The 14,060-nt window shown below is 48.9% G+C and carries 11 protein-coding genes and 3 pseudogenes; 7 read left to right on the forward strand and 7 right to left on the reverse strand.

Annotated features, from left to right (window positions below):
- Positions 1-21: 21 nt before the first annotated feature.
- The 4 genes from RIN69_RS10005 to RIN69_RS10020 all read left to right on the forward strand — a co-directional run bounded on the left by RIN69_RS10005 (position 22) and on the right by RIN69_RS10020 (position 5,457).
- Complete coding sequence (locus RIN69_RS10005; RefSeq protein WP_390902507.1) at positions 22-2,526, forward strand: fimbrial outer membrane usher protein; 2,505 nt, start codon at positions 22-24, stop codon at positions 2,524-2,526.
- Entirely contained in the window at positions 2,523-3,857 is a 1,335-nt protein-coding gene (gene stbD, locus RIN69_RS10010; protein WP_313857174.1) for a fimbrial usher protein StbD, read from the forward strand. Before RIN69_RS10005 ends, stbD begins: the two co-directional genes overlap by 4 nt.
- Positions 3,823-4,572 (forward strand): fimbria/pilus periplasmic chaperone, encoded by a 750-nt coding sequence (locus RIN69_RS10015; RefSeq protein WP_313857175.1) that lies wholly within the window; start codon positions 3,823-3,825, stop codon positions 4,570-4,572. Before stbD ends, RIN69_RS10015 begins: the two co-directional genes overlap by 35 nt.
- A gap of 186 nt (positions 4,573-4,758) precedes the next feature.
- A complete protein-coding gene (locus tag RIN69_RS10020) occupies positions 4,759-5,457 on the forward strand; it encodes an RluA family pseudouridine synthase (protein ID WP_313857176.1) in 699 nt (232 codons plus the stop codon).
- Between the two features lie 43 nt (positions 5,458-5,500).
- On the opposite strand, the gene RIN69_RS10025 is transcribed toward RIN69_RS10020, so the two are convergent.
- The gene (locus RIN69_RS10025) at positions 5,501-6,040 is read right to left on the reverse strand and encodes a DUF2058 domain-containing protein (protein WP_313857177.1); all 540 of its coding nucleotides are present in this window, start codon (positions 6,038-6,040) and stop codon (positions 5,501-5,503) included.
- A 373-nt stretch (positions 6,041-6,413) separates the two neighbouring features.
- On the opposite strand from RIN69_RS10025, the gene yajD reads away from it, so the two are divergent.
- Positions 6,414-6,761, forward strand: coding sequence for an HNH nuclease YajD (gene yajD, locus RIN69_RS10030; RefSeq protein WP_313857180.1), 348 nt, complete (start codon positions 6,414-6,416; stop codon positions 6,759-6,761).
- 144 nt (positions 6,762-6,905) lie between these two features.
- Here yajD and RIN69_RS10035 read toward each other — a convergent pair whose 3' ends face one another.
- The 5 genes and pseudogenes from RIN69_RS10035 to RIN69_RS10055 all read right to left on the reverse strand — a co-directional run bounded on the left by RIN69_RS10035 (position 6,906) and on the right by RIN69_RS10055 (position 11,640).
- Positions 6,906-7,220 carry an ArsR/SmtB family transcription factor gene (locus RIN69_RS10035; RefSeq protein ID WP_313857183.1) on the reverse strand — a complete coding sequence of 105 codons (315 nt, stop codon included), beginning with the start codon at positions 7,218-7,220 and terminating at the stop codon, positions 6,906-6,908.
- A 15-nt stretch (positions 7,221-7,235) separates the two neighbouring features.
- Positions 7,236-8,360: an alkene reductase gene (locus RIN69_RS10040; RefSeq protein ID WP_313857185.1), complete on the reverse strand. Its 1,125-nt coding sequence runs from the start codon at positions 8,358-8,360 to the stop codon at positions 7,236-7,238.
- Between the two features lie 359 nt (positions 8,361-8,719).
- Positions 8,720-9,724: a hypothetical protein gene (locus RIN69_RS10045; RefSeq protein ID WP_313857187.1), complete on the reverse strand. Its 1,005-nt coding sequence runs from the start codon at positions 9,722-9,724 to the stop codon at positions 8,720-8,722.
- Positions 9,725-9,867: 143 nt separating this feature from the next.
- A pseudogene (locus RIN69_RS10050) lies at positions 9,868-11,028 on the reverse strand (IS30 family transposase).
- A 144-nt stretch (positions 11,029-11,172) separates the two neighbouring features.
- Positions 11,173-11,640: a hypothetical protein gene (locus RIN69_RS10055; RefSeq protein ID WP_313857188.1), complete on the reverse strand. Its 468-nt coding sequence runs from the start codon at positions 11,638-11,640 to the stop codon at positions 11,173-11,175.
- 76 nt (positions 11,641-11,716) lie between these two features.
- Between RIN69_RS10055 and RIN69_RS10060 the strand changes: the two are divergent.
- Positions 11,717-12,685, forward strand: a pseudogene (locus RIN69_RS10060) (IS3 family transposase); the annotation flags it as partial.
- A 15-nt stretch (positions 12,686-12,700) separates the two neighbouring features.
- A pseudogene (locus RIN69_RS10065) lies at positions 12,701-12,940 on the forward strand (JAB domain-containing protein); the annotation flags it as partial.
- 182 nt (positions 12,941-13,122) lie between these two features.
- Here the strand turns inward: RIN69_RS10065 and RIN69_RS10070 are convergent.
- On the reverse strand, positions 13,123-13,668 hold the full coding sequence (locus RIN69_RS10070) for a helix-turn-helix domain-containing protein (protein WP_313857190.1): 546 nt from the start codon (positions 13,666-13,668) through the stop codon (positions 13,123-13,125).
- Positions 13,669-14,060: the final 392 nt, after the last annotated feature.

A 14,060-nucleotide genomic window follows, 5' to 3' on the forward strand; every position in this document is an offset into this window, starting at 1 on the left:
ATTCTGGCTGTGGGAAGTGGGTTGCCGTCAGTGCAAGCCGAAGATTATTACTTCGATCCGGCTTTATTAAAAGGCGCGTCATACGGGCAGGATCTGGCGCGATTTAATCAGCATGATGTCTCTGCTGAGCCAGGTGAGCACACGCTCGACGTCTATGTAAACAGCCAACTGATTGCTACTGCTGAGCCGATATTATTTAAAGCCGATGAGGGTGGCAAGGGGGTGGCCTGTCTGTCGCCTGAACTGATGCAGAAAACAGCGATTCGGTTAAAAGGCAGTGCAGCGCGCCAGCCGGGCGATTGTTTGTTGCTGTCAGAAACCGGTCAGACCGTCTCTGAAGAGCTTGATATGAGCGCACTGCGCCTTAACCTGCTGGTGCCGCAGCAGGCACTGTCGCGCACGCCGCGCGGATTTATTCCGGTTTCTGAATGGGACAGCGGCATTCCGGCGCTTTTTTTCCGCCACAATACTAACTATTCCCGCACTGAAAATACCCACAGTAATTATCAATACGGCTACTTGTGGAGCTCGCTCAATGCCGGTACTAACGTTGGGCTCTGGCAATTGCGCCACCAGGGCAACCTGCGTTACTACGAAAGTAATCTAACCGGCAGTGATTATAAATATAATTCAGTGCGCAGCTGGGTTGATCGCCCGATTCCGGCTATCGAGAGCATTCTGTCGTTGGGAGAGAATTATACCAGCAACAGTCTGTTTGGCAGCTTGTCCTTTAACGGTGTCAAATTGGGCAGTGATACACGCATGTGGCCGCAAAGTCGACGCGGATATGCACCAGAAGTGCGTGGCGTGGCGGGCACCTCAGCGCATGTAGTGGTGCGCCAGCTCGGGCAAATTATTTACGAAACTGACGTGCCGCCGGGGGCTTTTGTCATCCGCGATTTGTACAACACGCGCGATCAGGGCGACCTGCAGGTGGAGGTGATCGAAGCCGGCGGACGCGTTTCTACCTTCACCGTTCCTTATGCTTCGGTGCCGGACTCTGTACGGCCGGGTAACTGGCGATATGAGCTGGCAATGGGAAAAGTGCGTAATTACTCCTCGGTGGATAATCAGTTTGCCGAGGGGATTGTCCAGCATGGCGTCAACAATTCTCTGACGTTAAATGGCGGTGTCCGCGTCGCCGACGACTATTTTGCCGGTTTATTGGGATCGGTTATCAGCACCCGCTTTGGCGCGCTAGGGCTGAATGCCACCTGGTCTCATGCTGAAGTGTTCGAACAGAGCGAGACGGGCTGGCGCAGTGAGTTGAGTTACAGCCGGACATTCGCCACCGGAACCAGCGTGGTGCTGGCCGCGTGGCGCTATTCCACCGCCGGATTTCGCGATTTACCGGATGTCCTCGGCCAGCGCCATCAGTATCAGGATGGCGTCATTTATTCTTCCGACAACCTGAATCAAAAAAATCGTTTTTCCGCCACTGTCAATCAGTCGATGGATGACTGGGGAATGCTAAATCTCTCCGCCAGCACCAGCGACTACTACGGCGATTCGTCACGCGTAACGCAGCTGCAACTGGGTTACAGCAATAGCTGGCAAAGCATCAGTTACAACCTTAACGTATCGCGTCAGCGAACCGTACTGGACAGAGGGCGCTTTTTCGCCAGCGTCAATGATGCTGATTATGACACCAGCGGACAGCAACGCGTGACGGAAACACTGGTTTCAATTGGGATTTCGGTGCCGTTTGATTTTGGTAAATCAACTGCTATCGCCTCGCTGGATATGACCCGAACCCGGGATTCACGTTCGGGCACCTTGAATATTGCTGGTGCATCAGGTGATAACAGCCAACTGACCTGGTCAGCGTATACCGGCCTGGAAGATTATCGGCAGGGCGGTAATGCGATGACCGCTGGCGGCAGCGTTCAGCAAGCAACCTCTCTCGGCGCGGTGCGGGCCTCTGCCGGCAAGGGGGAAGGCTATCGCCAGTATGGCGTGGGCGCATCGAGCACGCTGGTGCTACATCAGGGTGGCGTGACTATGGGCCCTTACGCCAGCGATACTTTTGCGCTGGTTAATGCCCCTGGCGCAGAGGGCGCACAGATTCGTAACGGACAGGGCGCAACGATAAATCGTTTTGGTTACGCAATTCTGCCGTCAATGACGCCGTACCAGTACAACACCATTGCACTGGATTCCAGCAAAATGAATGATGAAACCGAACTGCAGGGCGGCAGCCAGAGAGTTGTGCCTTATGCCGGTGCAATAGCAAGAGTGAATTTTACTACGCTACAGGGGAGAGCAATATTAATCGCCACCGAATTGAGTGATGGCAGCTATCCGCCGATGGGAGCCGATGTGCTGGATAGCGCCGGTAACAGTTTGGGAATGGTCGGGCAGGGTGGTCAAATCTATGCGCGTATTGCCGATCCACGCGGTAGTCTGAAAGTAAAATGGGGACCCTTAGTGACCGAGCAGTGCGAAGTACAGTACGTCTTGCCACCGCGTGGCAGCGATCCCTTTACCCATTTACAGCTGCCTTGTCAGATGCGGGAGGGATTATGAATTTGCGTATCGGCCTCTCACTGCTTGCCCTTTCACTATTGAGCCAGACGGTGAACGCCGCCTGTAGCCGGGTAACCAGCAGCGCAACACTTTCTCAGGCAGCCATTGACGCTGGCTATACGGCGGCCAGTTGGACCGGCGCCTGTGATACCTGTAATGCTAAAAACATCGGCATACCTGGCGTTATCAGCCTGAGCAACGGTACTTTTCAGTCTTCCGGTACGCTACTGGCCAGCTCGTCGATGAGTTTTCTCAGTCAGGGGGCGGCGACCGCCTATTCGGCAAATCAAATTCTTTTCCGCTGTGCTGTCGCTGATGCGGACAGCCTGTATGAGATGTATGCCACCAATGGCGATAACACTTATACCGGCATGTATGCGGCGAGTGAAATCGACGGCGCGTATTACAGTTACATGCGCAACGTCGCGGTTCGGCTCACCAACCTGAGAACCGGAGCTTACTTCTCACGTTACTGGCAAGGTCGCAAGTTAACCGAGGATGACTGGTTCTCTGATGGTACTTGGATCTACGTTCCCGCCAGTGCTTTTAGCGACGTGCTGATGGAGATTTTCCGCATCGACAGCACCACCTGGTTTGCCAACGCGGCAAATCGTTATACCTACACTTATTCGCAACCTCATGGTTACAGCATCTTTAAAGGCCCTGGTCTCAGTACCAACGTGACTGAAGGTGCTGATTCAGCCAGCTACTGGGATGGTTTTTACAGTGCGTGGCCAGGTTCATGGAGCCTCTACGCGGCAGGTGTCACCTTCGTGCGAGGGGCAACCTGTCGGGTCAACGACTTTCCTAATACGGTGATCCTGCCAACTATCACGGCAACGGAGCTGAGCCAGGGCGGCGCGAGCCAGACAGGCTTCAACGTTACCATTGAGTGTGAGACCGGTGCGGTGTCCAGCACCAGCGTGTCGACCACCAGTTCGGCAAACGTATCAATGGGATTTTTGGTCAATCAGCCTAAAGCCGTAGCCGCAGCAACCTCATTAGGATTAGTGACCAGCGGCGGTGGTTTGACCTGGCTACTGGATAACAATTACGGTGCGGGCGCGGGTGAAGCCTCTGGCGTCGGGATTCGTATTTACAAAAGCGACGGCAGCGCGTTGAATTTATTGCCCAATCTTACTGCCAGTTCCTACGGACAGGGCAATCCGCGCGGATGGTATGCATTCAGGGATTTAACTACGCTGGTGTCCAGCGGCAGCACGGAAATTTATGCGGGGGATTTCACCGCCTCGCTGGAAGCGATAAATCAACAGCCGATCACGGCGGGAACAGTGAATGCGCAATTACAGATTATGGTCAGTTTTCAGTAGCAAATCGCGAATACCTTGGTGTGTTGGTGCGCTGCTGATAGTCGCTGGCATTTTACCGGCGCTGGCGGTGGTGAATGTGGAAGGGACGCGGATAGTCTTCCATCAGGGCGCGAATGCGGCGTCCGTCACGCTCTCCAACTCGGAAAAACAGCCGACGCTGGTACAGATCTGGAGTGATAATGGCGATCCTATGACACCGCCGGAGAGCACCCACACGCCGCTGATTGCGGTGCCGCCGGTTTTCAGCATGAAGCCTGGTGAAGTGCGATCGCTGCGTTTGCTGTTGACCTCACAAACCAGCCTGGCAAAAGATAAAGAGACGTTGTTTTGGTTGAATATTTATCAAATTCCGCCGAATACCTCTTCGGCAACTCCTCAGGGGCAGCGGGTGGTGCTACCTTTGCGACTGCGTATAAAAGTGTTTATACGCCCCGCCGGGCTGGATGATCCTGTTGAGCAGGACGGGCAAAAACTGCGCTTTCGTTTGCAGCAAGTGCAGGGCGGCCAGCAGCTTCAAATCGTCAATCCAACACCCTGGCATATGACGCTGACGGATATCAGCTACGCCGGGCAGCGTCTTGATAGTGTCATGGTCGCTCCTGAGTCTGAAACTACGCTGCCAGTGGGGCAGGTGGCGGCGAGCCAGTCGTTAAGCTATGCATTGATTAACGATCTTGGTACGCGCTGGAACTACACCCGAGTGGGGGTGAATTAAAACAAATTGCTCTTTTCAGCAGATGCGCTGGTGATTGGCTTATATCCTTGCCAGATTAATCAAGGCCTGATCTGCATAGATGTAAACATTTATTCTGATTCTGCTGCATCTTGGGCGAATAGCCAGATTCGCCAGCTGGCTTAAAATTCGTTATTATCCGCAGCCACTCACCCTGCGGGCAGCCTGATGTCTACGATTTTCGATACTTTTATTGCTCCGCCGTGCCATGAAGAGATAGAGGTGCTCTATCAGGACGATCATCTGGTACTGATCAATAAACCCGCCGGGCTGCTCAGTCTTTCGGGAAAAAATCCGCGAAACCTCGATTCAGTGCATTATCGACTGGTACAGGCATTTCCCGACTGCACCCTCGTCCATCGCCTTGATTTCGGTACGTCCGGGCTAATGGTCGTTGCCCGCAATAAGGCGATTAATGCCGCTCTCTGCCAACAGTTCAGTCAGCGTACAGTGACCAAAGTGTACAGTGCATTGCTCTGCGGACATCCCGACCACGACCAGGGGGTGATAGACGCGGCAATCGCTAAGGATCCGCAGCTGTTTCCGCTGATGTCGATTTGCTCAGTCCACGGTAAGCCTGCTCGCTCCCGTTATCAGGTTATTGAGCGTTTTTATTATCAGCAGGAAGACTTGACGATACTGCCAGTGGCGCGGGTGCAGCTAACCCCGGAGACCGGGCGCACCCATCAACTGCGCATTCACTGCCAGCAGCTGGGCCATCCCATACTGGGCTGCGACTTATATGGCGGTCGGTTGCTGCCGGGCACCGAACGCACGCCGCGCCTGATGCTGCATGCCAGTGAATTGCATTTTGTTCATCCGATTAGCGGAGAGTCGATCAAAGCCCGTAATGACTGCCCATTCTGAAAGCGAAAGTATCTTTAACCATGCTTTCGCTGGCACCTGTCCGTTACCACATTAAATCATCAGGCACTTTAAAATCGGCATACGGGTCATCTTCATTTTGTTCTTCGAGGCTGAGTGCGCTGTTTAGCACAATGCTATTTGCATCCCGTTGCGCAATTTTATCGGCTACAACCGCGGGAATGATGACATATTCGCGATCTTTACCATTAGCCGCGTCCAGGCCAGCAATGGCGAGACGACCGTTAATAAGCTGGGTTTGAGTCGCCTTATCAACCGCTATTTTTTTAATCAGGTTATTATCTGTGAAGTTAAAATCTATATTGCCTTTTGAAATGACGATTCTGTTCATTTCAATCAGCTGCTTCACCTGAGCTTTATACTCTTTCGATAAAGCAGCTTGTTTTTGTTGTTCGCTTAGCTGTTTATCACGCTCAAGTTGTGCTTTTTTATTTTCCTCCACCGCCTCTCTGGCCTCACGAGCCTGAACCCGCGATTTTTTAGCGGTTCTCTGGACTTTGGCCATCTTCTTGCTGGTCACTAATCCAGCTTTAAGCATCTGCTCTTGTAAGGTGAGTTTTGTCATGTTCGTTTCTCAACCAGTTGAATAATGTGAGGGATTATACCTGTAATTGTCTGGCCTGTACCACGTTGCCGAGCATGAACGCCGGATGGCTTAGGTCTGTGAGCTGCTCCCCGCCAGGTTTCAGCCGCGAACTCTGCCGTCAGCACGTCATTCCCGACGCCAGTCTCTGAATAGGGCGTAAAAAGTTTGGCGGTATGGAAGTGCCTGATGAGCAGCATCGCTCTCGTCATTCCTGGTTACAGGTTCGACCCGGTAGCATTCACCCATCAAAATCAATATCCTGTTCCTCTTTCAGTTCTCCTTCTGTGCCATTTTGGGATAGATTATTGGCACTATCGTAAATCATCACTCTATAACAGGTAAAACATCGGCAATGGCTCTGATCCCAAAAAACTACTCGCGGCTGGAAAGCGGCTATCGTGAGAAAGCACTTAAAATCTATCCGTGGGTATGTGGACGCTGCACGCGAGAGTTTGTTTATTCAAACCTACGCGAATTAACGGTTCACCATATCGATCATGATCATACCAATAATCCGGAAGATGGCAGCAATTGGGAGCTATTATGCCTGTATTGCCATGACCACGAACATTCAAAGTACACCGAAGCCGACCAGTACGGTACAACCGTAATCGCGGGGGAGGACGCGCAAAAAGATGTTGATGCAGCGACCTACAATCCTTTTGCTGATTTAAAGTCGATGCTTAATAAGAAAAAATAGTGTCAGCTTCTGGCTGCTAATCAGTGTACTAATAGAGATTATCGGTAACTGGAGGCGGCCGCTCAGCTTTCGCCAACAACAGTGTCGAGCAGTTAACGCCGGTCAACTGATGTCACCGGCGCTGTTCGGTTAATTATGGCCTGTTTACAGATTCTTCAGAAAATCACCCAGTGCGGATGTCACCTCGTTAATTCGCGGCTCACAGCGGCGGTAATACGTCCATTTACCGACTTTATTGGCTTCAAGCAGCCCCGCATCCTGCAGGACTTTCAGGCACAGCGATGTGGCGGGTTGAGAAAGCCCGGCCTTATCCTGAATGAGGCTGGCACAAACTCCATATTTGTCATAATCATAAAGTTGCGTGTAGCCGGTAAACGCTTCACCTGGATTTTTCAGCCAATTCAATACTGACAGACGGGTTGAGTTGGACAGTAATTTCATGGCATTTTCAGGTGACATGCAGCCTCACGGGTTTCAGGAATTATAAACAGGGTAGTCAGTATATCCTTTACCGGTTCCGCCATATAGCGTAGCGCTATCTACAGAGTTCAGGCCGACATTTTGTTTAAATCTCGCGGGTAAGTCAGGGTTGGCAATGAAAGTACGACCAAAACCAAAGAAGTCTCCCCATCCCTTGCTCAGCACCTGCTCTGCTTTCTCGCGGGTGTATCGCCCCGAATACATGATAGGGGCTCGGAATGTTTCACGTAACGCAATACGGAAAGCTTCGGGCATGTCCGGGCTATTGTCCCAGTCGGCCTCGGCAATCGAGAGATAACCGACCTGCAGTTCGTTTAACATTTGCGCGGCTGAAATATAGGTCGCATGAGGATCGCTCTCTACCAGCCCCAGATAAACGCGTTCTTCGTCAGTCGTGGTAAAAAGTGGCGCAAAGCGGACGCCCACTTTATCGCTGCCAAAAACAGCGCTCACGGCCACGATAATTTCCCTCAGGAAACTCAGTCTGTTTTGCAGTGAACCACCGTATTCATCGGTACGAAAATTGCTGTGTTCAGAGATAAACTGATTAATAAGATAGCCATTCGCTGAATGTAGCTCAATACCATCAAATCCTGCTTCTTTCGCATTTTCTGCCGCCAGCCGGTAAAGCTCGACGATCTCTTTCACTTCCTGCGTGCTTAATTCGCGCGGAACACTGGGGGCGGTTAACATACCGGCACCTGGTCCGGTCTCGATAAATACACGGACACCTTCAGCAGGCACGGCAGAAGGTGCAACGGGCGCTTGTTTTGCGGGCTGAAGCTCATGATGGGAAACGCGCCCAACGTGCCAAAGCTGGCAAAAAATAACGCTGCCCTGCTGATGGACAGCTTCGGTAACTTTTTTCCAGCCGGCGATTTGTTCCTGGCTGTGAATACCCGGTGTCCAGGCATATCCCTGACCCCGCGGCTCAATTTGAGTGCCTTCCGTGACCATAAATCCGGCACTGGCACGTTGACGGTAGTATTCCACCATCATCTCTCCCGGAACATTGCCCGGCTGCTCGCTACGACACCGCGTCAGCGGAGGCAGCGCAATACGGTTACGCAGCGTGAATTCGCCAAGCTGAAGGGGAGTAAAGAGTGTTTTCTGAGTCATAGAACGGCTGTCCATAGTGTGAAAGAAGGGGGTTATTATATTTATACATTTAAATAAGTAAATGTGTTTAGTGGTTTGATATGCGCCTGTCGGATAAAAATGATTTAATATCAATAAATTATACTTAATGGAAATGGCTGTAACGCAGCAGGTTTACTTCGGAAGTGCCTACTATCCTGCCAAAAATCACCTGCCTGACTGCTCGATTATCAGGTCCGGCACAAGCTGAGCAGTCTGTTCAATACAGTAGGCAACGTTTGCTATGGGTGCTCTGCAGTGGGTTTATCCAGTTTGAGCTGCTGCCGGTTGAACAACACATTTTGATATTGGAAACGCCCACTTTTGACAAAAACTGTCAATTACAGCTTTTTCAAGTCGGTCAATGCATATCTTCCACGCTCTGCTACAGATTGAGATGTGTCAGAAGCCAGTATATTTGCCAGTTTAAATGCTTCATCGCCAATATTATTCAGTTCTTTAATAAGCATTTCACCCGCTATACGCCGAACCATTGGGGAACGGTCGGTTGTCGCCGATCTTAAGATCTCAATAAAGGGAGTTGTAGTAGATATTATTCGTTCTTTTAAAACAGGAATGCTCCGCCTTATGCCGTGTACTTTGTCAACCCACTGCCATGTCAGCCCCTCAGCCCAAACAAATTTACTTTCAAACTGACAACGATACGCTTTTGCTCGCAGAGAAGGTTGAACTGATTTTTCTGCAATCTCGGCTAAAAATTTGTCTAATGCTGTCGTGCGCCCAGCTTGTACAAATATTGTAGCGACAGGCCCCGAAGAGGATATTAGAATGCGTTTTTTTAATGCCTCAGTTACTTTCTCCATTAAAATGACTTTCATAAGCGCCTCTTTCTCGATATCTCCCATTCTCCCCCAAGAATTCCAGTAGGGAAGTGTTATAAACAAGACATCAACAATAAATTCAGGGTCAGATGCTTCAGCAATCAATGGCAGAGCATGACACGCTGCAGCTCTTACCTGCGGAACCCAGTCATTTAGTTTTCGTACAGTTAAAGCTAATAAGAAACTATTTGGCGCCCCACCTGATATTGTCCTTAATGCTCGTTCCCGCCTAAAACCATCGGCGTTACATATGTCCATCCATCGGAGTGACCCGACCTGGTGGATCTCATTACCACTTTGTTTCGGACTGTATTTTCGAAGTGAATAGAAAATCTCTGCCCGGATTAAACGTTCCCAGTCATCAAGGCTTTTTAAGGACAGCTTTGAGGTGACAGCGATAAACTTGGATATATCTGGTCTAATTCTTTGATACAATAAATCAAATTTTAGTGATACTTGTACAGATTCAATAACTTCCTGTTGAAGACTATCCTGCGGTAACATGAGCCAGCTTCCTTTAAAATTTTATCGACTTTCATTCCTCTATAAAGTGACAAAGAATTAAAGTCAACAAGCATTTGTAGACTAGGCCTGGGCTTTACAGACCGATGTAAGTCCAGAACATATGTCCGCTTCAGGTTGTGAGCTCAACCGATGGTTGCAACACACTGGGTGAACCGCTCTGCTAGATTCATAGCCCAGCGTTTTTCTCGGCCTCGCGTTGAGCTGTCTGGCAATACTGTTTAGTCTATGCTGACTGTGAATCGAGAAGTGAGTTCCTTTTGGAAATAATGTCTGAGCAATCTGTCCATATTTTCATTTGAGCCGCGTTGCCAGGGAGGTTGAGGATCAAAGAAATAAACCTGTATGTCTGTGGCTACAGTAAACCGGGTGTGGCTGGTCATTTTAGACCCCCGATCCCGTGTTAATGTATTATAGAGCTCAACAGGTAATTCCCGGGCTTGTTTGATGAGTGCAGATATAACAGTCATGGTATTGTTATCCCTGATTTTGGCAAGCATAATAAAGTGGGAATGACGTTCTATGAGGGTGACGTTGTAGAAGTTTTCCGAGCCCTGGATTAGGTCTACTTCCAAGTGGTGAGGTATGGCTCTGTCTGTAACATCAGGTGGTCTTTCGCTGATGCAGATCGCATCCGTAATTAAACCTAATCCTTTCCCTTTCAGCGATGACGTTCTGGATCTACGTACTACTCATCCGCTTCTGAGGTATTGCTGCAGTTCTTTTTTTTATGCTCCTCTGGTTTGTATAAAGAGCGTTTTTATAATTCGTATCGTGTGACACATGCATTTCCTTATTATCCGGATGATAGCGTGTCAGCCAACCGGCAAGTTAGTTCCGGCGACCAGTCCTGATGCACATTCTCTGCAATGATTTTACACAATGCGGGGCATTCATTTAGCTTACAAGGCTTTGGTCTCTCAGCACTGTCCCATGCGTCCTTATCCGCTTTTAGCAGCATGGTAATGTTTTGCATCCCCATGACTTTTTATCTCCCGACTAATCATCGAGGGAGTTCTTGATAATCCGTCAGCGATGTCCTTGATGCTACGTTTTGCTACAAGCCCTCTGGGTATTTCCTTTATTTCATCACGTGAAAGAGCCAGTAGGTGCCGCTTTCGGATAGGAGGACGATACCTACCAGGCTGGTGGATAGTCGGCATAATAGAAGAATGAAATCTGTCGAACATTCTGGCGGTATCTTGTAGGGAATCACCTTGCTTATATCTGTCCCAGATAATCGCCTTTTGTTCTGGCATGTAATAAATGCGCGTTCTTCGTTTCATAACAACGTTTCCTTCTTGAGGATAGCGTAGCGTCGTCACTGCCAAATAGCAAATTGCCAATTTGTTAATGCCCGGTCCCGGTACAAAGCATCCAGGCTAAGGGGCGTAATGAACGCTATGGGCGAAAAATGGAAGTGGATCTGATTAACTATGAAGTGAATTACGAGTCGATTTTAACTCACGCTCGACAGAATGCGGCAAGCAGCGTCCATAATTTATGGATGAGTAGTCACGACCAAGGTCATCAGTAATTTGACAGGTGCACTGGAAAGGTTCGCCTACGGTTGTGTGTTCAAACGATCTTGCATGTTCAGCATTAGCGTTAAAGTCGATCATAATGACAGCCTTACAAACCCAAAAGCAGGGTATTTGCTGTTTGATTAGCAGGCTTTCGAGCAGATTCGCGTAACGATGCACAGTATAACGTTGTAGATCGTATGGGGTGTTAGCCTCAGACATGCTAAGAGGAATAGCCAATGAAGTAAGGCCGCCATTGAGAGCCAATAATTTTAACTGACCAATAGACCAGTATCCTCCAAACTCGTTATTTCGGCTGACAAAACTTCCATTCAGAGCATTCACTATACCTTTTAATTCACATCTACGTGCCATTCGTCACTTCCTGAATGCTACCAAAAGTTAATATTAGCAATTTTAAACTCTCCTAAACATCCGTAGGCCTGCTATTTATGGCGGCATGGAGGCTTCTGATATTAAAAAGATCAAGGATCTTGAGGACGAGAACCGACGTCTCAAACAGATGTTTGCCGACCTGAGCCTTGAGAACCGGGCGCTGAAAGATGTTATCGAAAAAAAGCTTTAAAACCAGCCTTTAAGCGTGAGCTGGTCACTCATCTGATAACGACGTTCGGACTCAGTATCCGTCAGGCCTGCCGGAGTCTGAACCTGAGCAAAACGGTTTATCATTACCGCCCGGATACCACGCGTGACGAACCCGTCATTGTCGCGTTGCAGGCAGTGGCAGAGCGATACCCACGATACGGTTTTCCGAAACTCTTCCAGGTTCTGCGGCGGCAGGGATACCCGTGGAATCACAAAAGGATCCACCGTATTTACTGTCTGCTGAAGCTGAACTTTCGCCGTAAGGGCAAACAACGGTTGCCGGTACGTAATCCCTCGCCACTGGCCACGCCTGAAGCGCTTAACCAGAGCTGGTCTGTCGATTTTATGCATGATGCCCTGGTCTGTGGCCGTCGTTTTCGCACGTTCAATGTTGTTGATGACTTTAACCGTGAGGCATTGTCGATTGAAATCAATCTGAATCTGCCAGCTCTGCGAGTGGTCCGTGTGCTCGACATGATCGCGGCTATCCGGTCATGCTGCGCATGGATAATGGTCCGGAGTTTATCTCTCTGGCCCTGGCTGGATGGGCAGAGAAACATGCCGTAAACTGGAGTTTATCCAGCCGGGTAAGCCGACACAGAATGCTTTCATTGAGCGCTTTAACCGAACATACCGTACAGAAATACTCGATTTTTATCTGTTCAGAACGCTGAATGAAGTGCGGGAAATCACGGAAAAATGGTTGTCAGAATATAACTGTGTACGCCCGCATGAATCACTGAACAATATGACGCCGGAGGAATATCGACAACACCATCATTTGGCCGGAATCTCAAAAAATGTCTGGAACTAAAACGGGTCTATTTACACGTTAAACACGGTCAGCATTCACCCCCGCGAAGTTATCAAGCGTGTGCTGAAACATAACGCCGCCGCAGTCATCCTTGTCCACAACCACCCCAGCGGGGAGCCTGAACCTAGCAACTGCAATATCCGGTTGACTAAAAAGCTTCAGGAGCTGCTGGAAATGCTGGATGTGCGGTTGCTTGATCACTTTATCGTGGCAGGGGCTGACACAGTATCAATGGCTGAACGGGGACTAGTGTGATGCTGAAAGTTACCTGGTTTAATGTACGTTAAAATAATCCAGCTATGCTATTTTATGAAACTTATTGTGTAGTAGAATATATTTTAATTTAGACTAACTTATGACGATTAATCTGCTGTAGACGTCGCCTGAAAGTACAACCCGATAGACACTCTGGTATCCAATCGGGATGTACCTGTTGCTTATATCAGGTGAAGATTATTGATCAGCACATTTTTTGAGAAGCTGTTACGGTCAACGCCAAACATCCTGTCAAACTCCATATGATCTTTTTTATCATCCACTTTCACTCTTTCGCGTGCTGTTTTCTTAAACTTCATGGGCGACTGTTTATAAGCAAGGCTAAAGCTTCTGGAAAAATGGGGCAGCGAAGTAAATCCACACGCACAACTGATGTCAGTCAAAGACCAGTCGGGGGCCAGATCGATAAATTCTTTTGCCAGAGTAAGTCTGACTTTCCACATCCATTTTATGGGCGTGATGCCGTAGAAAAGGTTAAACACGCGACAGATATCAAAGCGGGTCTTGCCGCTGATACGTTCGAGATCTTCTAATAAAATGTCTTCAGAAATATTTTCAATGATGTAGTCAATGACTTTAACGATGCAGTGCGCCTTTTCTGCTTTCGCTTGTTTGCCATAAATGACCAGATGCCGGTTTTCAAGATCATCCACTATTTTCCGGCTAAATCCCTCTTTTTCTGCTTCTGTCAGTCTGCATTCTAACATACACACTCCTTATGTTACCGATGATAAGTTGAACCGTGAATTTATTCGGGCGGTGCTTATAGTTTCATTTAGCAACCAACGTGCCAAAAAAGTTAACTTAATAACATGCTGTTTATTATGGTTTTTTATTAACTTTCCCTGTTTCGGGAAGGCGGATTTCCCGGAAATGGGAAGAAGGAAGCGAGCGGGCTGGTAATTAATCCCAATAATGGGAATGCCCGTCTGACACGTCTCAGGCGTGTAATTGTCCTGCTAAACGGCTGTTTTGTGAGAAAGGGACGTTCCGTTAATGAGACGGACAGGAAATCAGAGTGGGAGGATAATAATCTTTTTCTTTCAACCTGATGATTTAAAATAAAAAAATTATATTTTTGTTTGTGGCACACTCTTTG

It is taken from the genome of Winslowiella toletana (assembly GCF_032164335.1).
GTDB classification, from domain to species: Bacteria; Pseudomonadota; Gammaproteobacteria; order Enterobacterales; family Enterobacteriaceae; genus Erwinia; species Erwinia toletana_A.

Bases quoted from the DNA above. Each gene is read 5' to 3' on its own strand.
- stbD (WP_313857174.1), top strand. From the start codon at position 2,523: ATGAATTTGCGTATCGGCCTCTCACTGCTTGCCCTTTCACTATTGAGC.
- RIN69_RS10025 (WP_313857177.1), bottom strand. From the start codon at position 6,040: ATGACAAAACTCACCTTACAAGAGCAGATGCTTAAAGCTGGATTAGTG.
- RIN69_RS10035 (WP_313857183.1), bottom strand. From the start codon at position 7,220: ATGTCACCTGAAAATGCCATGAAATTACTGTCCAACTCAACCCGTCTG.
- RIN69_RS10015 (WP_313857175.1), top strand. From the start codon at position 3,823: ATGCGCAATTACAGATTATGGTCAGTTTTCAGTAGCAAATCGCGAATA.
- RIN69_RS10045 (WP_313857187.1), bottom strand. From the start codon at position 9,724: ATGTTACCGCAGGATAGTCTTCAACAGGAAGTTATTGAATCTGTACAA.
- RIN69_RS10020 (WP_313857176.1), top strand. From the start codon at position 4,759: ATGTCTACGATTTTCGATACTTTTATTGCTCCGCCGTGCCATGAAGAG.
- RIN69_RS10055 (WP_313857188.1), bottom strand. From the start codon at position 11,640: ATGGCACGTAGATGTGAATTAAAAGGTATAGTGAATGCTCTGAATGGA.
- RIN69_RS10070 (WP_313857190.1), bottom strand. From the start codon at position 13,668: ATGTTAGAATGCAGACTGACAGAAGCAGAAAAAGAGGGATTTAGCCGG.
- yajD (WP_313857180.1), top strand. From the start codon at position 6,414: ATGGCTCTGATCCCAAAAAACTACTCGCGGCTGGAAAGCGGCTATCGT.
- RIN69_RS10040 (WP_313857185.1), bottom strand. From the start codon at position 8,360: ATGACTCAGAAAACACTCTTTACTCCCCTTCAGCTTGGCGAATTCACG.